Below are 19,367 nucleotides of genomic sequence, written 5' to 3'. Positions count from 1 at the left end.
CCGCAAAAAAAGTTATCATGGTCTCGCCCCGAAAACCATCGGAGCGTCACGGCTCACTCGAGGAAAATTTCGATGGATCAGTATTGCAACCCGGTCGACAAGGCGGACTACGGAAGGAACATCCAGGACATCCTGGACGTCTTCCGGAAGATCCATGCCGGGGAGATCGAGAACGACCTTTCCCTGCTAAACTACTACAAAGGAATCCCGATCAATTATCCGGCCTCCGTGCTCGGGATCGACCACGAGTTCGTCGAATTCGAGACGCACGCCTACCAGGCGGTCGCGATCGACTGCGACAAGAGCACGTTCATCAAGAGCGGCCATTTCCGGCACGAGATCCTTGCCGAGGCGTTCTACGTCCGGGTGCCGGAGCGCGAGGTGTCGCTCAAGAACTTCCTCTACACGAAGGTGCTCGCTGAAAACAGGAATTTCGTCCGCGTGGCGCTCCAGGAAAAACGCGAGATCGAAGTCGACTACGCCGGCCGGTTGATCCGGGGAAATCTCGTCGATATCTGCCTGAAAAGCGCTGCGATCGACCTCCCGCGGGATTGCCCCGTGCGTCCGGGCACGATCTCCCGGCTCCGGCTGACGCTTCCGATGGGGCCGGACACCCCCGATCTGGCGCTCGACGTCCTGGCCAGTGCCTCAAAATCGTGGCCCGAAGGGGACCTTTCGCGGTGCGTGTTCGACCTCCAGGGCGATTCCGTCGGGGAAGGGCGGATCGCCCGCTTCATCGGGCACCGGCAGACCGAGATCGTCGCCGAGATCCGGGAAGCGTTCTGGGCGATGGAGGCGAAGGCGGGAAGCCGGACGGACGACCAGGACGAAAAGCCGTGATCCTCACCGCCCTGAAACCGGCAGCCGGCGGCTCCTCGCTGGCGATGGTCGATGGCATGGTCCATTTCGTGCGCGGGGCACTGCCGGGCGAGACGGTCGAGGCCGAGATCACCGAGTCGAAGAAACACCACCGGTTCGCCCGGGCGACCCGGATCGTCGATCCGTCGCCGCACCGGGTGGATGCGCCGTGCCCCATCTACGGCATCTGCGGCGGATGCCGGCTTCAGCATTCGGACTATCCCTTCCAGGTCGAAATGAAGATCGAAGTGCTCCGCGACGTCCTGCGCCGGATCGGCAAGATCGATTGCGAAGGGATCGCGGCGATCACCTCCGAGCCGTACGGCTACCGCGCCCGCGGCACGTTCCGGATCGACGCGCAGGGCCCGGCCTTCCTGCGCGAGGCAAGCCACGACCTGATCCACCTCACGCGCTGCCCGCTGATGACAGAAGGGATCAACCGGGTGCTGCCCGCGCTTTGCGCTCTCCCCGGAAACCTCGGCGTCGACGAGATGCGCGCGCTCAGCAACGGCGACGAGACGCTGCTCGCCTTCCGCGATCGCCGCTTCGACGCAGAGACCGCGGCGCGCCTCGACTCGGCCGGCGTCGCCGGCGTCCGGTTCGCCGACCGGACGTGGGGGAAGCCGTCGCTGACTTTCCCGATCGGGGCGCTCCGCTACACGGTCGGCCCGCTGAGCTTTCTCCAAGCCAACTGGCGCGTCAACCTGGCGCTGGTCGACCGGCTCGTGGCCTGGTGCGGCGAGGCGGAGGCTGAGGCGAAGGGGGGAACCAATGGCCCCGTGCGGGTGCTGGATCTTTACGCGGGCGCCGGCAACTTCGCGCTCCCGGTCGGCGCTGCGGGATGCAACGTCGTCGCGGTCGAGGGAAACGAGGCGTCCTTCCGGGACCTGCAGCAGAACATCGTCGCCAACGGGCTGGCGGCACGCTGCCGGGCGGTCCGGAGCCCGGTCGAGCGGTTCCGGAGCAGCGGCAGGTACGACGTCGTACTGCTCGACCCGCCTCGCACGGGGCTGACGCCCGCCGCACGCCTTCTGGTCGAACGGACCGAGGCAACGCGCATCGCCTTCGTCTCCTGCGATCCGGCCACGCTCGCGCGCGACCTGGCAACGCTTTCGGATCGCTATTCGATCGAATCGGTCACGCTGCTCGACTTCTTCCCCCAGACCCACCACATCGAGACGCTGGCCTTCCTCGCACGCCGCCGGGGCTAGGAGGCCGCTGCGGGCGCTCCCGTCCCGAGGACCTCCCGGACCTTTTTCGCCAACGCTTCCTGCGTGAACGGCTTCTCGATGAACGCCATCCCGGAGCCCGAGACCCCGCGGCTGACCAGCGCGTCGTCGGAATAACCCGACATGAACAGCACCCGGACCGCGGGATCGATCACCCGCAGCGCCGCCGCCAGCTCCCCGCCGCTCATCCCCGGCATCACCACGTCGGTCAGCACCATGTCGAAGGCGCCGCGCTCAATTTCGTAGATCGCGAGCGCGGACCGGCCGTCGCTCGCTTCGCGCACGACATAGCCATGCATTTGCAGGCTCTGTCTCACCATGTCGCGCACGGCATCCTCATCCTCGACCAGCAGGATCCGCTCGCGCGTCGGAATCGGAACCGGTTCGTCCGGCGGCGGCGCGGCCCCTTCGATGATTTCGTCCCCCGCCATCGGAAACGACACGGTGAACGTCGTTCCGGCCCCGGGCGCGCTCGACACGCGGATGCTGCCCCCACTTTGCTGGACGATCCCGTAGACGGTCGACAATCCGAGCCCCGTCCCTTTCCCGACCTCCTTGGTCGTGAAGAAAGGCTCGAAGATTCGGGCCTGCGTCTCCGCGTCCATGCCGCATCCGGTGTCGCGGACCTCGAGGACGACGGCATCCTTCGCATCCCCGTTTCGCGTCGACAGGATGATTTGTCCCCCCTGGGGCATGGCGTCCCGGGCATTGACGACCAGGTTGACGATGACCTGTTCGACCTGGCCGGGGTCGGCCTTCACTTTCGCAAGGCCCGCGCCGGGGCGCGCGACGAGCGCGATATCTTCGCCGATCAGCCGCTGCATGAGGCCGCCCATCGACAGAAGCGTTTCGTTGAGGTCCATCGCGCGGGGCCGCATCTGTTGCCGCCGGCTGAAGGCAAGCAGCTGCCGGGTCAGCGCGGCCGCCCGCTCGGCCGCCTTCCGGATCTCTCCGGCGTCCTTCCGGATGCGCCCGGTGTCTTCGCAGTGGGAATCGATCAGCTCGCAGTAGCCGAGGATCGCGGTGAGGAGGTTGTTGAAATCGTGCGAGATGCCGCCGGCCAGCCGGCCGATCGCCTCCATCTTGGTGGAGTGGCGCAGCATCTCCTCGCTGCGCAGCAGCGAATCGTGCGCTCGTTTCTGCGCCGTGGCGTCGGTGGCCATGGCGAAGATGCGGCTCCCCCGCGGCTCCGCCCGGAACGTCCAGTGGAGCCAACGCTCGGCCTTTTCTCCGGGAAACGCGTGAGGCGCCTCGACGTGCACGGCATCGGACGTCTTCTGGAGCATCGACAGGTCGAAGACGTCCGGGCCGGGCGGCCGGCAGAACTCGGACAGCGAGCGGCCCGCCAGCGCCGCGGGCGAGATCCCCAGGATTCGGAGCGACGCCGGGTTGGCGAACCGGATGGTGCCGTCCATGGTCGCGACGCACAACAGGCCGGGGCTCAGCTCGAAGAAGCCGGAGCGCGTTTTCTCGGCCTCCTCCATGCGCAGTCGCAACTCCTGCCAGTAGACGGCGATGAACAGCGGGATTGCCCAAAGGTGCAGGTTGTACTGGATGGGAACGAGCAGCGCAAGGTGGTCGTCGCCTGCCATGGCGGCGGCCACCGGGATTCCTTCGTCCGTCAGCAGGAACAGCATCGCGATCAGCAGCACGACCGGGACGCGGCGCCGTCCCCAGAAGATCTCGGACAGAGCGGAAGCCAGGAGCGCAGCCAGGAGGAACGTCCCCGCGACATGCAGGACCAGGTGGCCCGGGAACGCGACGAAGGGCGACGCCGGGATCGCCTGCACCTGCCGCGCCCAGGCATAAAGCACCCCGGCGAAGATCAGCCCCATCCCCGCCAGCAGCAGCGCCATCGGCGCGCGGGGCATCGGGGGCCATCTCAGGAGGCAGCGGATGAAGGCGTAGCAGATCAGGGCGCTGGACAGGAGCGTCGCGGCGTGTTCCAACGGCGGGGTCAGCCGGAGGAGCGGAAGCACCGGGATCCATCCCCTGCTGCTGCCGTAGACGGCGACGAACAGGAACAATTCCCGGGACAACCCGACCAGCGCCGCGATCCCGACCAGGCGGTCGCGCCGCTCCCGGACGGCGCGCCAATGGACGAAGGCCACCAGCGCCAGGCCTCCCCAGAAAAAGCCGGGCAGCAGGTAGCGGACGGCGCCCTGGACGGGTTCCGCCCCTCCGCCGCCGAATTGCGTCAGGATATCCAGTAATACGTTCACAGGAAAACTATAATGCTACGGAATCCTGCAAACCACTCCTATTTACCGGAAGGTCGGACGGTCGGCCAGCGCCTCGCGGACCTTCCGCGCCAGCACGTCGGGTGCGAACGGCTTCTGGAGGAACAGGGAACCGGGCGGGAACGAGCCCGGGCGGACCGAATCGTGGTCGGTGTAGCCCGAGATGAAGAGGAGACGCAGCCGCGGGTCGCGCTCCTGGAGGCGGGACGCCAGTTCCCGGCCGTTCATGCGCGGCATCACGACGTCGGTGACCAGCAGGTCGATGGCGCGGGGATGGCCCTCGAAGCGCTCGAGTGCGTCGACGCCGTTCTCGGCCACGATCACGGTGTAGCCGAGCGAGCCGAGGACCTCCCGGACCAGCGCCCGGATCGCCGGCTCGTCCTCGACGAACAGGATCGTCTCGCTGCCGCGGGGCATGTCGTCGCCGGGAGTCGGGGCACCGGAGACGATCGCGTCGGCCACGACGGGCAGGAAGATCGAGAACACGCTTCCCTCCCCGGGCTTGCTCTCGACCTCAATGTGACCGCCGCTCTGGGAGACGATGCCGTAGACGGTCGACAACCCCAGCCCCGTCCCCTTTCCGATCGATTTGGTCGTGAAGAACGGCTCGAACAGGTGCGCCCGCGTGGCGGAATCCATGCCGCACCCGGTGTCGGAAACGCTGAGCACCGCGTGCGGAAGCCCGGCCGCGTCCGGGTGCCGGCGCAGGAATTGCGCGTCAGGGGTCACCCTCCCGATCCGGATCGCCAGCTTCCCCCCTTCCGGCATCGCGTCGCGCGCATTGACGGCGAGATTCGCCACGACCTGCGCGACCTGTCCCTCGTCGGCCATCACGATGCAGGGAGCACCGGACGGATCGACGGTCAGCAGGATGTCCTCCCCGATCAAGCGGCGCAGCATCTCGACCATTCCCCGAACGACCTGGTCCAGGTCGAGCGGCCGGGGCTGCATCACCTGCCTCCGGCTGAACGCGAGCAGCTGCTGGGTCAGCGCGGCGGCCCGGACGCCGGCGAGACGGATTTCCTCGATCTCCCGGCGAATGGGGGAATCCGGCGGCAAACGGCGCAGGACCATCTCCCCGTAGCCATTGATGACCGTCAACAGGTTGTTGAAATCGTGGGCGACGCCGCCGGCCAGCCTTCCCACGGCTTCCATCTTCATCGCCTGCCGCAACTGCTCCTCGGAGAAGCGAAGGGCCTCCTCCGCCGCGCGCCGCTCGCGGATGTCCCGGACGACAGCCGTGCAGAAGACCTCCCCGCCCCCCCGCCAGGACGCGAGAGACAGCTCGAGCGGGATGGCGCTCCCGTCCTTGCGCACCCCCTCGACCGTTGTCACCTTCCCCGGGGGCGCCCCTTCCTCTTCGCCCCTGAGCCGCGCGAAGCGCTCCAGATGCCGGTCGCGGGACGCCTCGGGGATAATGAACGTCAGGTCGCGCCCGCCGGCCTCGGCCGCGGTGTACCCGAAGATCGCCTCGGCTGCCTGGTTCCAGAAGACGACCCTTCCCTGGCCGTCGATCAGAAGGATCCCGTCGTGCGCGGTGTCGACGACGCTGCGGAACCGCTCTTCGCTATGGCGCAAAGCCTCGAACGCCGCCCGGAGCCGGCTGTAGTTCTGGATCTCGCCCCGAAGCGTCATGGCGGCGTAATGGAACACGACCTGGAGCTGGCTGCGCATCTCGGAACCTTCGAGCAGCATGCCTTCCATCTTGAAGACGCCGATCAGGTCGTTTCCGGCCAGGAGGGGAAACAGCCAGACCGCGCCCGACCGGTCGCTGCCGGCCAGAAGCCCCGCTCGCGGGACGCCGGGGACATCGCCGGAAGCCTCCCGCGTCAGGAACACCTCGCGCACGAGGGGATCCTCGATCTCGGTGATCCGTTCGCGGCGGCCGTAGACGTCGGCAAGGAACAGCTCCTCTTCGACCCGGTAGTAAAGCAGCAGGTTGGCGCCGCCGATCGTGTTCATCAGCGTGGTCAGGATGTGGTCGACCACATCGTCGAGCCCGGCGACCGCCCCGAGCCGGTTGATGATGTCGTTGACCAGGGCGTAGTGCGCCTTCTCGCGGGAAAGCCGGGTAACCCGCTCGCGAAGCGCCGCTAGCTCGGCGGCGGGGATCGTCACGAGGTCATCCATCGCCCGGCTCCTCTCCGAACAGCGCTTGCGCGAGCGTACGCTCAAGGGGATCGAGCGACACTTCCGCCCAGCGGACCGGCAGCGACAGCGAGGCGCCGATCGCCTCGGCCTCGGCCGAGAAATCGCCCGAGCAGGGGGTTTTCAGCGCCAGCAGGTGGGTGTGGGAGGACTGGAAGATGTCGCGCCGGATCGACAGGTCGCTCCCGAAGGTACGGGCCATGATCGACTCCCAGCGCAGGACCCAGTCTTCCAGCAGGAAGAAGGCGCCCGAGGCGAGCGCCTCGGTGAACCGGGCGTTGCCGAGCAGGATATCGACGCAGTTCTGTCCGACGGTTCGCCGGGTCCGGGCCGCCGCGAGCATCGGCTCCATCAGCGGGTGGCAGGCGCCGTAGAACACGACGACGTCGCGGCCGGCGGACCGGGCGAGGGATCGCTCGAGCGCGGTCGACAGCCGGTTGAAGCTGACGTGGAGTGCGGAGTCGAGGAAGAGGGTTTCCACGGGCCAGCGGTTTTTCCCGACCAGGAACTCGATTTCCTTGCGGAGAATGCCGCAGCCGAGGAGCAGCTTCCGTTCGCCCGGCGGCCCGGGGTCAGACACCAACAAGCCCGTACTCGCCGAATTCGTGCGCCGCATCGATCATGACCCGGATGCTGTCGTCGGGGATCATCGCGGGCATCAGAAGCGTCCCGAACAGGAAGTTGCCGCCGGGCGCTCCCGCCGCCATGATCCGTCGCACGTCGGCGCGGATCTCTTCGGGCGAGCCGTCGATCAGCCGGATGTCGTTGATGGCGCCGATGCACATTCCTTGCCCGGCGAGCAGTCGTTTTGCCTCGGCGACGTCGTCGAACGGGTTGAGGTAGAAGGCGTCCAGGCCTGTGGCCTCGCGGATCGGCGCGATCGTCGGCAGGATGCGCCCGCCGCCGCAGAAATAGACGATGCCGGCCGGGCCGACGGCCTCGATGTCGCGGCAAATCGTCGGAAGCGCAAGCTCGCGGAAGAGGCGCGGCGTCAGGAAATCGGCCGAGGCGACCGGATTCGTGTAAGCGACGAAATCGGCGCCCGCTTCCCGGAGTGCCCGCACCTGTCGGGTGCAGAAATCGGAGCATTTCGACAGCAGCTCCTCGCGCAGCGACACCGGCCCCGTCAGCAGGAGCCGCATCCAGTGGTCCATCCCCATCAGGATCGACGGAAGCGTCACCGAGCCGGTGACGGCGGACAGGACGGGCGTTCGCCCGCCCGCGGCCTCCTTGAGCAGCCGGATGCATTCGAGCTGTTCCCGGAACGCGGGGATGGCGGAGAGGTCCTTCGGAATCTCCAGCCGCTCGATGTCTTCCGGCTCCCGGATCACCAGGTGGCCGACGTTCGGGGCGCCGTTCTCCGACCAGAGCATCTTCCGGCAGCCCAGCACCTCGGCTTCCCGTCCGACGTAGAAATAGCCCCACAGGACGTCGTAGCCGTATTTCTCGCGCATCCGGAGCTGCCCCTCGGCCACGTGCCCGGCGCGCGAATAGTATTGCCGCTGCGTCATGCCCAGCTCGCGGGCGCCCTGGTCGAGCAGGTTGCACAGCACCGGCACCCGGTCAGGCAGGCGGCCCTCCGCCAGCGCCGAGAAGCGCTCCGTCCCGGTCATGCCGTCTTGACCGCCGCGATGAAATCCGCGACCACCCGGGCGGCCGCCATGCCGTCCGCCGCCCAGCCGTCGGCGCCCACGGTCTTGTAGAGGTCGGGATCGAAGCGATAGGGGGCCCCGCCGACCACCAGTTTGATGCGGCCGGAAAGTCCTCGCGCGTCGAGCAGGGCACGAACCCCCGATGGCCCATCGGCCCCCCGCGCCGTGTGGATCATCATCGAGGAGATGCCGATGACCGAGGCCCCCTGCGCGACCGCCTCGTCGACGAACCGCGCGGGCTCGACGTTGAGGCCGAGGTCGACGACCTGGATCATCTTCGCCTTGAGGCATCCGGAGACGATCTTCTTGCCGAGCCCGTGGAAGTCGCCCCGCGCCGTGCCGATCACGACGCGCCCGACGATCTCGGGCGCCCGGGCGAACCGGGGCAACATCGCGTCGGTCACCTCGACCGCGATCTGGGAGGCGAGGAAATGCTGGGCGAGCGTGGCGTCGAAGTCTTCCGTGAACGACTTGATCATCCGCTCGATGGCGGGCACGACGATTTCGAACACAACCTGCTCGGGCGTGGCGCCCCCCGCGAGCGCCTCGTCGACGACCGCCAGCGCCAGGGCGCGGTCGGTGTCGAATACGGCGTCGTAATATCGGTCGCGATAGGCTTCGATCATCATGGGGAAAAATTATATCAGAACCGGTGTACGCAAATTTTATGCAAAAAAAGGCCCGCGGGGTCGTGAAACCCCGCGGGCCGGTCCGTGCGGTCGGCGCCGGAAGCGCCGGGCGGCTACGGCTTGATGATCGTGACCTTGTCGAAGTTCGCCACGAGGCGGCGGTTCTTCTGACGCCCCTCGGGGGTGCCATTGTCGGCGATCGGCTTGGAGAAACCGTAACCGGCCGTGGTCAGCCGAGACCCGTCGATGCCGTACTTCTCGACCAGCTGCTTCTTGACCGCGTTGGCGCGCTGGAGCGAGAGTTTCTCGTTATAGGCCTTGCTGCCGATGTTGTCGGTATGGCCTTCGATGACGCCCTTGACCTGCGGGTATTTCTTCATAAACTCGGCGACCCGCGCGAGCTCGGGCTGGTACTGCGACTTCACGACCGATTTGGCCGTATCGAACTCGACCGCCAGCGTGATCGTGAGCTCTTCCTTGGTGGGCTCCTTCGGCGGGGGCATGGTCACCGATACCCCGGTGACTGCCGTGCGCGAACCTCCCGCGCCCGAAGCCGTGATCGTGTAGTTCGTGTTGGCGGTGGGGCAGACCGACTTCGAGCCGTTCGGCGAAACGGCGCCCACGCCCTGGTCGATCGAGGCGCTGGTCGCGTTGGACGAGTTCCAGGACAGGTTCGTGCAGTTGCCCTGCTGGATCGACGCCGGGGAAGCCGAGATCGACACCGCAGGCGCGGCAGGCGGCGGGGGCTGCGTGACGGTGACCGGCGCGGAAGCGGTCCGCGAGCCGCCCGCACCCGAGGCCGTGATCGTGTAGTTCGCGTTCGAGGTGGGGCAGACCTGCTTCGAACCGTTCACAGGAACGGTCCCCACGCCCTGGTCGATCGAGGCGCTGGTCGCGTTGGACGAGGACCAGGAAAGGTCCGTGCACTTGCCGGACTCGATCGAGGCCGGGCTGGCAGCGATGGAAACCGTGGGCGCCGCGGGCGGCGGTGGCGGCGGGGGCTGCGTGACGTTGAGCTGCGTGGACGCGGTGCCCGTTCCGCCGGCGCCGGAGGCCGTGATGGTGTAGTTCGTGCTGGCGGTGGGGCAGACCTGCTTCGAGCCGCTCGTCCCGACCGAGCCGACGCCCTGGTCGATCGAGACGCTGGTCGCATTGGTCGTCGACCAGTCTAGGTTCGCGCACTTGCCGGCCTCGATCGAGGACGGGTTCGCGGACAGGGAGGCCGTGGGCGCCGCCGGGGGCGGCGGAGGAGGCGCGATGGGGGCAGGTGCCGGCGCGGGCTTGCCGCCGAACACCCATGCGAGGCCCAGCGTGTACTCGAGGTTGTTCCATCCCTCGTCGAACAGCACGAGGTGACGAACGTCGGCGCGAAGCGCAATCTCGGGCGCCAGGAAATACTTGGCGCCGACGCCGTAGGTGAGGGCGACGCGCTCCTTGTCGAGGTCTTCGCCGGTCACATGGTTCTGGGTGTCCTCGATCTTGACGCCGCGGACGCCGCCGGCCAGGAACGGCACGAACTTGCTGTCGGGCATGAGGTAGTAGAGCCCTTCGACCCCGGCGGTCGTCAGCCGGACGTCGCGCTTGGGAACGACCCCGTGGGTCTCGGTCTTCCCGAAGTCGATCAGCGCTTCGACGCCGACCCGCTTGGTGTAGTCATACCCGAGGCGCGCCCCGAAGACGAAGCTGGTCTCGACGTGGTGGTCGCCCTCGAACGTGTATCCGCCGAGGAACGGCGAGAAGGTGTAGCTGTGGGGCCGGATCTCGGCGCCGGCGGTTGCCGCCAACGCGAGGCAGGCCGATGCAGCAATTGCCGCGACGGATTTCCTCATTTTTTTCCTCCCCCTGAGAATTGATCACGAACATGACGGCAGGACGCCGCCCGGATATCGATGGCCGTGTTCATCGAAAACATGGTGCAAATGGATCGCTTACTTGAAATTTACTCTATTTTGCCGAAGAGGTCCAGAGGACCGGGCGCGTCACTTCCCGAACGGCTGGTGGAATTTGACCGGCGCCCCCTGGCCGCGGATGCGCAGATTCAGCATCTCGACCATCACCGAGAACGCCATGGCGAAGTAGATGTACCCCTTGGCGATGTGCATGTCGAGGCCGTCGCCGATCAGGGCGACGCCGATCAGGATCAGGAAGCTGAGCGCGAGCATCTTGACGGTCGGGTGGCTTTCGACAAAAGTGCCGATCTTTCCGGAGAACAGCATCATGAAGAAGACCGAGATGACGACCGCAGCGACCATGACGGGAAGGCGGTTCGACATCCCGAGGGCGGTGATGATCGAATCGAGCGAAAAAACGATGTCCAGGAGCAGGATCTGGACGATCACCCCGGAAAACGACACGGCCACGCGCACAGGCGCGGACGAAGACGCTTCCCCTTCCAGCTTTTCGTGGATCTCGAGCGTGCTTTTCCCGAGCAGGAACAGCCCGCCGGAGATCAGGATGAGGTCGCGCCCCGAGATCGCGTTCCCCAGCACCATGAACAGCGGCGCGGTCAATCCCATGAGCCAGGACAGGGAGCAGAGCAGCCCGATCCGGATGAACATCGCCAGGCCGAGCCCCAGGAGCCGCCCTTTCCGCTGCTGATGGGCCGGCAACTTCCCCGACAGGATGGAGACGAAGATGATGTTGTCGATCCCGAGCACGATCTCGAGCGCGGTCAGCGTGGCAAGGGACAGCCAGACCTGCGGGTCGGTCAGCCAATCCATAAAGAGGCTCCTCCGGAAGGGAAGAATATCACCTCGCGGCGTGAAGCGCCTTCAGCAGCCACGCCATGTTTTTCCCGAGGGTGGTCATCGTGGCGATGCCCTCCTCGTCGCCTTCGACGGCGCCCGGTTCGCGGCCGATGCCGAGGTTCCAGTAGCTGGAGCCGGGGACGATCATCTGCTCGATGAAGAAGAAATGGTTGATCGTGTCGAAGGCGTGGAGCGCGCCTGCCCGCCGGACCGCGACCACGGCGGCGCCGGCCTTCCGGCGGAACAGGTCGCCGTTGGCCTTCCCGACCATCCCCGCCCGGTCGAGCAGCGCCTTGGTTTCGGCGGTCACGTCGGCGAAATAGGTCGGGGAGCCGATGAGGATGCCATCGGCCGCCGCCATCTTTTCGATGCAGTCGTTGACGATGTCGCTCTTGATCGCGCAGCGACCGTCCTTGCTGGCGACGCATTTGAAACACGCCGTGCAACCCCGGATCGGCCGGCCCCCGAGGTGGACCAGCTCGGTTCCGATCCCCTCGGCCTCGATCTCAGCCATGGCACGGCGCAGGAGCGTCTCCGTATTGCCTGCCTTGTGCGGACTTCCGTTGAACGCGACGACTTTCATCGAACCTCCCCCGCGGCGCGGAGCAGGATGTCGAGCATCCGGCCGAGTTCGTTTTCCGTGACGGTGAGCGGCGGCCAAAGATAAACGGTCGCCCCCAGCGGGCGGGCGAACAGCCCCATCTCGAACGCCCGGCCGACGACGGCACGGGCGCGCGCCGCGCCGCCCTCCTTCTCGCCGATCTCGATCGCGGCGATCATGCCGAGCGTCCGAAGCGGCGACCCGCCCAGCGCTTCCGCGACGAGACGCATGCCCGCCTCGAGCTGCGCGGACCGCGCGGGGGTCCGTTCGACGATGCGCTCGTCGCGGTAGACGTCGAGGGCCGCCAGCGCGGCGGCGCTCGTGATCGGGTTCCCGCAGAAGGTGGTGCCGTGGAAGAAGGTGCGGGGGCGACCGCCGTCGGCCCGGAACGCGTCGTAGATCGTATCGGTCGCGAGCGTCGCGCTCATCGGCAGCGTCCCCCCCGTGAGCCCCTTGCCGATCGTCATGATGTCGGGGACGATGCCCGCGCGGTCGCAGGCGAACATCGCGCCGGTCCGGCCGAAGCCGGTCGCGATCTCGTCGGCGATCATCAGCACGCCGGATTCGTCGCAGGCGGCGCGCAACCGTCGAAGGTATTCCTCCGGATAGATCCGCATCCCGCCCGCCGCCTGGCATAGCGGCTCGACGATCACCGCCGCGCACGTGTCGCGATGGTCGCGGATCAGGTCGCCCATCGGCTCGAAGCAGTCGATCGCGCAGCTTTCGGGGCTTTTCCCGAGCGGGCAACGGTTGCAGTGCGGCGACGGCGCGCGAAGCGACGGGATGACCGCCGCCGCGAACGGGGCGTGGAACGTCTCGACGTAGCCGACGCCGATCGCCCCCATCGTGTCGCCGTGGTAGCCCTCCTCGAGCGCGATGAAGATCGTCTTTCCGCGCTCGCCCAGGTTGTGCCAGTACTGCAGCGCGATCTTGAGCGCCGCCTCGACCGCGAGCGAGCCGTCGGCCCCGAACATCGCGTGGCTCAAGCCCCCCGGGGCGATTTCCGACAGCCGCTCGGCAAGCAAGACGGCATTCGGGTGGGACATGCCGCCCAGCAGCGTGTGCTGCAGTACCGCGGCCTGCTCCCGGATCGCCGCGACGATTTTCGGGTGGCCATGCCCCAAGTTCGCGCACCACCACGAAGCGATGCCGTCGAGCAGCTCGTCCCCCTCGACGGTGGTCAGGGTGCAGCCGCGCGCGCGGTCGACGACCGGGAATCGTTCCTGTTCGAAAGACGTGATCTCGGTGTACGGATGCCAAAGATAGGCGCCATCGCGGCGTCGAAGGTCTTCGATGTTCAAGGCGAGTTCGTCTCCTCTTCGTATTCCAGGATGTCTTGGCAGCCGCCCAGCGCCGTGTCGATCGCCGCCCAGTCCGGCGACGTGCCCAAGTACGGGATCCGGGCGAGGATCTTCGTCTTCCCCGCCTCGGCGATGGTGCGGACGTTGTCCTCGTGGATGTAGCGCGACACTTCCGGGACGCGGTGCGTTTCGGTCATCACCACGCCAAGCAGGCGAAGCCCCCGGCTGCGAATCGCCTCGATCGACAGGAGCGCGTGGTTGATCGCGCCCAGCCCCCCCGGCGAGACCAGCACGACCGGCATGGCGAGGCATACCATCAGATCGGCCATCGTGCGCCCCTCGCCGATCGGAACCAGGACGCCGCCGGCGCCCTCGACGACCAAAGCGTCGTGGCGGGCCGAGAGCCACTGCGCCGCCGCGAAGATCGTCCCGGCGTCGATCAGCCGGCCGTAGAGCCGGGCGGCGAGGTGGGGGGAGCAGGCCGGCTCGAACAGGCACGGGGACATCCGCGCCCGCTCGGCGGCGTCCGGCGAAAGCCCGGCGGCGGCGAGCGACACATCGAGGTCGGGGGCGTTGAGCGTCCCGTCCTCGTCCCGCCGGGCCCCGGTCTGGACCGGCTTCATCGGGACCGCGTCGAGGCCTTGCGCCCGCAGCATCCGGAGCAGCCCGGCGGCGACGGTCGTCTTCCCCACGTCGGTGCCCGCGCCGGTGACGAACAGGCCTCGCATCATCGACACTCCTTCTGCGCAACGAGGACGTGCGCGCGATGGGTCAGCGTCACTTCGCCGGCCGCGTTGCGGGTGTGGTCCAGCGCCGCGAGCAGCCGCCGCATCCCGTGCGGGGACAGCAACGGCCGGCCGGGGACGCGGGCGCCGATCTTCCGGAACGACCGGAGCGCACCGAGCGCGTCGGGGTATGTCGCCTGCGGGGCGACCGGATCGTCGGCCAGCAGCCGGAGCCCGGCGGCGCGGACGACCGGGGCGAGCGCGGCGGCCTCGGGGAAAGCGAGCCCGGGGAAGGGAGACCCCGTCGCAGCGGCGTGTGCCGCGTCGAGCTCGGGAAATGCCCCCCGAACGAGTGTCGCGAGCGCGAGCACGCCGCCCGGCGGCAGCGCGTCCGCCCACATCCGCAGCGTCGCCGGCAGGTCGGAAAACCACTGGGCCGCGCAACTCGATGCGATCAGGTCGACGCCGTCCGGCAACGACGACGGGCACTCGGCGTCGCCCCGCCGGAACGCCGCGCGGCCGCCGCCGATCGCGTGCGACCGGCAATGCGCGATCATCCCGTCGGCGAGGTCGAGCCCCGTGAGCGACGCCGAAGGGTAGCGGGCCAGCAGCAGCTCGCTCAGCCGCCCCGTCCCGCAGCCGAGGTCCGCGATCCGGGCGGGATCGAACCCGGGGGGCAGCCGCCGCACAAGCGCGCCTGCGATGGCGGCCTGCGCCGACGCCCAGCCGTCGTAGGAGCCGGCGGCTTCCGAGAAATTGCGCGCGACGGCGGCCTTGTCGACGGCGGCCGCGATCATGCGAGCCACCGCCGAATCCGGTCGGCGACCAGCAGCGTGTGGGTCATCGGGAAAGAGTGGCCCACGCCGGGAATCGTCTCGAGCCGGATCGAAGGCCCGTACGCCGCCGCGTCCCGGGCGCTGTCGACCGGGATGACCGCATCGGCCTCCCCGTGAAGCCACAACAACGGGGAATCTAGGTGCGGTAATCCGGCGCGAAGGTCGGTGTCGGCGAGGAACGACAGGCCCGCCGCCAGCATCCCCGGCGGGATGGCCCGGGACCGGGCCACGTACCGCGCCACGAAATCGCCCGGGGGCGACGGCGCGCCGCACAACGCCACGAAATCGGCCATCACGCCATCCGGGTCGCGCGAAAGCCGCATCCGCATCGCGCGCAAGGCCCGCGGATCCGTTCCCGGGTAGCCGTCGTCCGCGGTCATCCGCGCCGTCGACGCCAGGAGGCAAGCCGGAATCTCCCCGGCGATGCCTTCCTGCAGCGTGCGCAGCAGGGCGAGGCCGCCCAGCGACCACCCGACGACCAGCGCCGGCCGCCCCGCCGCGAGGGCGGTCCGGAGCGCGCCGACGCCCGGGTCGAGGCACTTCCACCACGGGATCGGCTCAAGCCGGAACTCGGGCAGCGCGCGCGCGAGGTTGATCCACACGTCCTTCGTGGAGCCCCACCCGCCGATACAGATGATGCGGTGCGCCGGAATCAAGCGATCTCCAGCGCGCGGGCCACGTCGGCGATCGCGGCCGCGGCGTGCGCCAGGTCTTCTTCCGAATGGGCCCGCGTCACCGACAGCCGCAGCCGCGCCGTGCCGGCCGGGACCGTCGGCGGGCGGATCGCCACCGCGAGCAGGTCTTTATCGCGCAGCCTTTTCGCGAACTCGAGCGCCCGCCGGTTGTCCCCGACGTGCACGGGCAGGATCTGGGACGAGAAGGGCGGCAACCGGAGGCCGGCGTCCGACAGGAGAACGTGGAACGCGCGGGCCCGGTCGAGCAGCCCCGCCCCCAGCGCCGGCTCGGCGAGGACGATTCCGACCGCCGCCAGCGCGGCCGCGGCGACGCCGGGAGGCAGTGCCGTCGCGTAGATGAAGCTGCGCGCCCGGTTGACGAGGAAGCGACGCACCGTGGCGCTGCACGCTGCAAATCCACCGAAGCTGCCCAGCGACTTGCCCAGCGTGCCGAGCGCGAGGTCGGGCCGCGGCGCCAGGGCGTCGAGCGCGAGGCAGCAACCGCCCCCGCCCCCGAAGACGCCGATCGCGTGCGCCTCGTCGACCAGCCACATCGCGCCGTGTTCGCGGGCCGCCGCGCCGATGGCGGCCAGCGGGGCCAGGTCGCCGTCCATGCTGAAGACCGACTCGCAAACGACGAATCTCCTGCCGCGCACCGGCGTTTTCGCCAGCATCCGCCGAAGCGCCGCCGCATCGCTGTGCGGAAAACGCTTCACCGTCGCCCCCGACAGCCGGGCCCCGTCGACGAGGCTCGCGTGGTTGAGGCGGTCGGCGAAGATCACGTCGTCGCGACCGGCCAGCGCCGAGAGGATGCCGACGTTCATGGGGAATCCCCCCCCGAACACGAGCGCCGACTCGGTCCCGCAAAGCCGCGCCAGCGCCGCCTCGAGCGCCTCGTGCACCGGGAGCGTCCCGCTCATGAGGCGCGATCCGGTCGCGCCGCAACCCGAGCGCAGCGTCGCCTCCGAGGCGGCGGACTTCACGCGCGCGTCGTTCGCGAGGTCGAGATAATCGTTGGAGGAGAAGTTGAGCAGCGTCCGTCCGGCCCCGAGCGCCAACCGCCCGCCGGTTGCGGGCCAGGCGGTCGTCCCGCGCAGCAAGCCGTCCCGTTCCTGCTTTTCCAGTGCCTGTTCGATCCAGTCCATGCGCCACCATTCCCATGCGCGGCCGCTTCGCCCTGCGGCCTGTAAACCTAATAATTCCCGGGCCAGTTTACAGCGGTTCGATTGTAGCGCCAAGCCCCGCCGTTTATGATGGGGAGATGAAACGCTGCGCACCGCACGTCGCCCTCGCCCTCGTGCTGCTCCTGTCCATGCACCCGGCCGCCGCGGCGGCTCAGGAACTGGCCTTGCAGTACGGCACGACCCAGGTCGAAAAAGGCGAGGGACGCGACCGGAGCTGGCAGATCGATTTCCGCTACCGGTTCGCTACCAATTTCGCAGCCTCGGCCGCCTACCTGAACGAGGGACACGTTCCCGGCCACAAGCGCGACGGGCTTGCCGCGCAGCTCTGGGGCAGCGTTCCCCTCTTCCGCCGGGCGGTGGCGCTCGACTTCGGAGCCGGCATTTATCGCTACTCGGACACGCAGCCGCGCCCCGCCGGCAGCTATGCCGACGTGAACGACTGGGCCGGAATCTATTCCGCCTCCGCAACGTACTACCTCCGCTCGCCCTGGTTCTTCCGCTTCACCGCGAACCGGGTGAACCCCCCGCACGACGTCGATACCAACACCTACGGCCTGGGCGTCGGCTACCGGCTCTGGAACGCACCGGCGGAACCGTGCCCCCTGCCGCCCGAGTCGGCCTGCAAGCCGCCTTCGCGCACGACGGGCGACGAAGCGATGCTCTTCGCAGGCCAGTCGGTGGTCAACAGCTTCGCAGACCAGAAGGGAATCGCGGCCGGCGTCGAATTCCGGAAGGGGATCGCGGACCACGTCGATGCGAGCCTCTCCTGGATCTACGAGGGTGACCAGGACGTGATCCGCCGCAACGGCGTGGCCGGCGAGCTCTGGCTGGTCGATCTCTATATGGACCGACGGCTCGCGCTCGGGATCGGCGGGGGCGGCTACGCCTTCATCGACACGCGCAACCCGAACGGAACGCGGGGCGGCAACCCGGGCGACCTCGGAGGCATCCTGTCGCTGACCGCGGGATGGCGTTTCGCGGACCGCTGGATCACCCGCTTCAACTGGCATCGCGTGGTGAGCGGCAACAACCGCGACACCGACATCTTCGTCGGCGGCGTCGGCTATCGCTGGGAGGAGTAGCGTGCACATCCTGCTGACCCGGCCGGACAGCTACCTCGGGGTCCGGCTGATGTACCGCTTTCTTGGCGACCCCGACGTCCGTCTCCGGTTGCTGACCCGGGATGCCCGACGGATCGACGAGGAAGCGAGCGGCCGCGCCGAGATCGTCGAGGGCGATCCGCTCGATGCGGAGACGCTCGCCCGGGCCGTGAAGGGGATCGACGTCGCCTACTTCCCGACCCGCTTCCTGCGCTCCGATTTCGTGAATGCGGGCCGCAACCGCCGCTTCGCCCGCCTCTTCCGCGACGCGTGCATCGACGCGGGCGTCGGCCGGATCGTCTTCCTCGGCGTCCGCGGCCGCAAGGGGGAAGACACCGGCCACCCTTTCCGCTCGCTCGCCGAGATCGGGGAAATCCTGTCGGCGCGTCCCGAGGCGATCCGCACCGTCTGCCTGAGCAACGACTACATCCTCGGCTCCGGCAGCCTGCTCTTCGAAGCGGTGCGAGGCATGGCCCGGAACGCGCCGGTGCTGCTCGCGCCCCGGTGGATGAATGCGACGCCGGCCGTGACCGGCGTCGCGGACACGATCGAATACATGGTGCGGGCCGCGCGCCTTCCGCGCGACCGGTCGATCGTCGTCGACATCGGGCTGCCCCCGGTCAGCATCCGGGATCTCGTCTCCCGGACCGCGGAGGCGATGGGGCGCAAGCTGCGCATCCTGCCAGTCCCCGGCATCGGACGGCGCGCGTCGACGCTCCTCCTGACGCTCGCCTCCCCGCTGTCGTGGCGCCTGGCCTCCTCGCTCATCGGGACGCTGGCGCGCCAAGGGCGCGCCGAAACCGGGAGCCCCGAGGAGGATGCCCGGGCCGTCTTCCCCGAGGTCTCGCCCATTCCGGTCGACCGGGCGATCCGGCGGGCGCTGCTCGCGATCGACGAAGACCGCGTCGCCAGCCGCTGGACCGACAGCCTCGCCGGCCAGGCCCGGACCGACGCCGACGCGGCGATGGCCGGCGCGAAGTTTTGCGACGTGCGCCGCGAACGATTCGGCCCGATCCCGCCGCATCGCATCTTCCGGGCCGTCACCTCGATCGGCGGCAGCGCCGGGTGGTTCACCTTCGACATCCTGTGGCAGATCCGGGGATTCATCGACAAGCTGGCGGGCGGCTACGGCACCGCGGTCGGGCGGCGCACCGCAACGGGGCTGCGGGTGGGCGACTTCCTGGACGTCTGGCGGGTGGTCGACCTCCAGGAGGACAAGCGGCTCCTTCTTGAGGCCCAGATGAAGGTGGCGGGAAAGGCCTGGCTCGAGTTCCGGATCGAGGGCGATACGCTGGTGCAGACAGCCTGCCACGTCCCCGAAGGGATTGCCGGTCACCTGTACTGGTACTCGATGCTGCCCTTCCACGCCTTCATCTTCAGCGACATGATCCGGAGCATCGTCCGCCGCGCCACGGAAATGGAATGACCCTTCGGGCAGCAGGA

At 68.5% G+C, this 19,367-nt stretch carries 17 protein-coding genes; 4 read left to right on the top strand and 13 right to left on the bottom strand.

What is annotated here, in order from left to right; all coding sequences use genetic code 11:
- The first annotated feature begins 72 nt into the window (after positions 1 to 72).
- The gene (locus VGK27_04065; GenBank protein HEY3489285.1) at positions 73 to 840 is read left to right on the top strand and encodes a hypothetical protein; all 768 of its coding nucleotides are present in this window, start codon (positions 73 to 75) and stop codon (positions 838 to 840) included.
- The gene (locus VGK27_04060) at positions 837 to 2,069 is read left to right on the top strand and encodes a class I SAM-dependent RNA methyltransferase (protein HEY3489284.1); all 1,233 of its coding nucleotides are present in this window, start codon (positions 837 to 839) and stop codon (positions 2,067 to 2,069) included. The genes VGK27_04065 and VGK27_04060 overlap by 4 nt, the downstream gene beginning before the upstream one ends.
- On the opposite strand, the gene VGK27_04055 is transcribed toward VGK27_04060, so the two are convergent.
- From VGK27_04055 to VGK27_03995, 13 genes are all read right to left on the bottom strand, one after another.
- Positions 2,066 to 4,309, bottom strand: a complete 2,244-nt coding sequence (locus VGK27_04055; GenBank protein HEY3489283.1) for an ATP-binding protein — start codon at positions 4,307 to 4,309, stop codon at positions 2,066 to 2,068. The genes VGK27_04060 and VGK27_04055 overlap by 4 nt on opposite strands.
- A 42-nt stretch (positions 4,310 to 4,351) precedes the next feature.
- Positions 4,352 to 6,457 (bottom strand): PAS domain S-box protein, encoded by a 2,106-nt coding sequence (locus tag VGK27_04050; protein ID HEY3489282.1) that lies wholly within the window; start codon positions 6,455 to 6,457, stop codon positions 4,352 to 4,354.
- Positions 6,450 to 7,055 carry a DUF1638 domain-containing protein gene (locus tag VGK27_04045; protein HEY3489281.1) on the bottom strand — a complete coding sequence of 202 codons (606 nt, stop codon included), beginning with the start codon at positions 7,053 to 7,055 and terminating at the stop codon, positions 6,450 to 6,452. The genes VGK27_04050 and VGK27_04045 overlap by 8 nt, the downstream gene beginning before the upstream one ends.
- On the bottom strand, positions 7,048 to 8,088 hold the full coding sequence (locus tag VGK27_04040; GenBank protein HEY3489280.1) for a uroporphyrinogen decarboxylase family protein: 1,041 nt from the start codon (positions 8,086 to 8,088) through the stop codon (positions 7,048 to 7,050). Before VGK27_04040 ends, VGK27_04045 begins: the two co-directional genes overlap by 8 nt.
- A complete protein-coding gene (locus tag VGK27_04035; protein ID HEY3489279.1) occupies positions 8,085 to 8,756 on the bottom strand; it encodes a cobalamin-dependent protein in 672 nt (223 codons plus the stop codon). The genes VGK27_04040 and VGK27_04035 overlap by 4 nt, the downstream gene beginning before the upstream one ends.
- A 113-nt stretch (positions 8,757 to 8,869) precedes the next feature.
- Positions 8,870 to 10,585: an OmpA family protein gene (locus VGK27_04030; protein ID HEY3489278.1), complete on the bottom strand. Its 1,716-nt coding sequence runs from the start codon at positions 10,583 to 10,585 to the stop codon at positions 8,870 to 8,872.
- 150 nt (positions 10,586 to 10,735) lie between these two features.
- Complete coding sequence (locus tag VGK27_04025; GenBank protein ID HEY3489277.1) at positions 10,736 to 11,476, bottom strand: TerC family protein; 741 nt, start codon at positions 11,474 to 11,476, stop codon at positions 10,736 to 10,738.
- 28 nt (positions 11,477 to 11,504) lie between these two features.
- Positions 11,505 to 12,086, bottom strand: coding sequence for a flavodoxin family protein (locus VGK27_04020; GenBank protein ID HEY3489276.1), 582 nt, complete (start codon positions 12,084 to 12,086; stop codon positions 11,505 to 11,507).
- Complete coding sequence (bioA, locus tag VGK27_04015; protein ID HEY3489275.1) at positions 12,083 to 13,405, bottom strand: adenosylmethionine--8-amino-7-oxononanoate transaminase; 1,323 nt, start codon at positions 13,403 to 13,405, stop codon at positions 12,083 to 12,085. Before bioA ends, VGK27_04020 begins: the two co-directional genes overlap by 4 nt.
- Positions 13,402 to 14,136: a dethiobiotin synthase gene (gene bioD / locus VGK27_04010; GenBank protein ID HEY3489274.1), complete on the bottom strand. Its 735-nt coding sequence runs from the start codon at positions 14,134 to 14,136 to the stop codon at positions 13,402 to 13,404. Before bioD ends, bioA begins: the two co-directional genes overlap by 4 nt.
- Entirely contained in the window at positions 14,133 to 14,927 is a 795-nt protein-coding gene (locus tag VGK27_04005) for a methyltransferase domain-containing protein (protein ID HEY3489273.1), read from the bottom strand. Before VGK27_04005 ends, bioD begins: the two co-directional genes overlap by 4 nt.
- On the bottom strand, positions 14,924 to 15,622 hold the full coding sequence (locus VGK27_04000; GenBank protein HEY3489272.1) for an alpha/beta fold hydrolase: 699 nt from the start codon (positions 15,620 to 15,622) through the stop codon (positions 14,924 to 14,926). Before VGK27_04000 ends, VGK27_04005 begins: the two co-directional genes overlap by 4 nt.
- Complete coding sequence (locus VGK27_03995; protein ID HEY3489271.1) at positions 15,619 to 16,785, bottom strand: 8-amino-7-oxononanoate synthase; 1,167 nt, start codon at positions 16,783 to 16,785, stop codon at positions 15,619 to 15,621. Before VGK27_03995 ends, VGK27_04000 begins: the two co-directional genes overlap by 4 nt.
- Positions 16,786 to 16,901: 116 nt before the next feature.
- Here VGK27_03995 and VGK27_03990 point away from each other — a divergent pair, with 116 nt between their 5' ends.
- Complete coding sequence (locus VGK27_03990; protein HEY3489270.1) at positions 16,902 to 17,906, top strand: outer membrane beta-barrel protein; 1,005 nt, start codon at positions 16,902 to 16,904, stop codon at positions 17,904 to 17,906.
- Position 17,907: 1 nt separating this feature from the next.
- Complete coding sequence (locus VGK27_03985) at positions 17,908 to 19,350, top strand: SDR family oxidoreductase (GenBank protein HEY3489269.1); 1,443 nt, start codon at positions 17,908 to 17,910, stop codon at positions 19,348 to 19,350.
- The last annotated feature ends 17 nt before the right edge of the window (positions 19,351 to 19,367 follow it).

The organism is Candidatus Deferrimicrobiaceae bacterium, assembly GCA_036504035.1.
GTDB lineage: Bacteria > Desulfobacterota > Deferrimicrobia > Deferrimicrobiales > Deferrimicrobiaceae > JANXPS01.
The sequence above is the reverse complement of the archived record's forward strand: the minus strand, read 5'-3'. Positions and strand labels throughout refer to the sequence as shown.

What these genes read in the sequence shown, in the direction of transcription:
- bioD (HEY3489274.1), bottom strand. Translation starts at nt 14,136, where the DNA reads ATGATGCGAGGCCTGTTCGTCACCGGCGCGGGCACCGACGTGGGGAAG.
- VGK27_04035 (HEY3489279.1), bottom strand. Translation starts at nt 8,756, where the DNA reads ATGATGATCGAAGCCTATCGCGACCGATATTACGACGCCGTATTCGAC.
- VGK27_04040 (HEY3489280.1), bottom strand. Translation starts at nt 8,088, where the DNA reads ATGACCGGGACGGAGCGCTTCTCGGCGCTGGCGGAGGGCCGCCTGCCT.
- VGK27_04065 (HEY3489285.1), top strand. Translation starts at nt 73, where the DNA reads ATGGATCAGTATTGCAACCCGGTCGACAAGGCGGACTACGGAAGGAAC.
- VGK27_04005 (HEY3489273.1), bottom strand. Translation starts at nt 14,927, where the DNA reads ATGATCGCGGCCGCCGTCGACAAGGCCGCCGTCGCGCGCAATTTCTCG.
- VGK27_04020 (HEY3489276.1), bottom strand. Translation starts at nt 12,086, where the DNA reads ATGAAAGTCGTCGCGTTCAACGGAAGTCCGCACAAGGCAGGCAATACG.
- VGK27_03995 (HEY3489271.1), bottom strand. Translation starts at nt 16,785, where the DNA reads ATGGACTGGATCGAACAGGCACTGGAAAAGCAGGAACGGGACGGCTTG.
- VGK27_04025 (HEY3489277.1), bottom strand. Translation starts at nt 11,476, where the DNA reads ATGGATTGGCTGACCGACCCGCAGGTCTGGCTGTCCCTTGCCACGCTG.
- VGK27_04050 (HEY3489282.1), bottom strand. Translation starts at nt 6,457, where the DNA reads ATGGATGACCTCGTGACGATCCCCGCCGCCGAGCTAGCGGCGCTTCGC.
- VGK27_04030 (HEY3489278.1), bottom strand. Translation starts at nt 10,585, where the DNA reads ATGAGGAAATCCGTCGCGGCAATTGCTGCATCGGCCTGCCTCGCGTTG.
- VGK27_03990 (HEY3489270.1), top strand. Translation starts at nt 16,902, where the DNA reads ATGAAACGCTGCGCACCGCACGTCGCCCTCGCCCTCGTGCTGCTCCTG.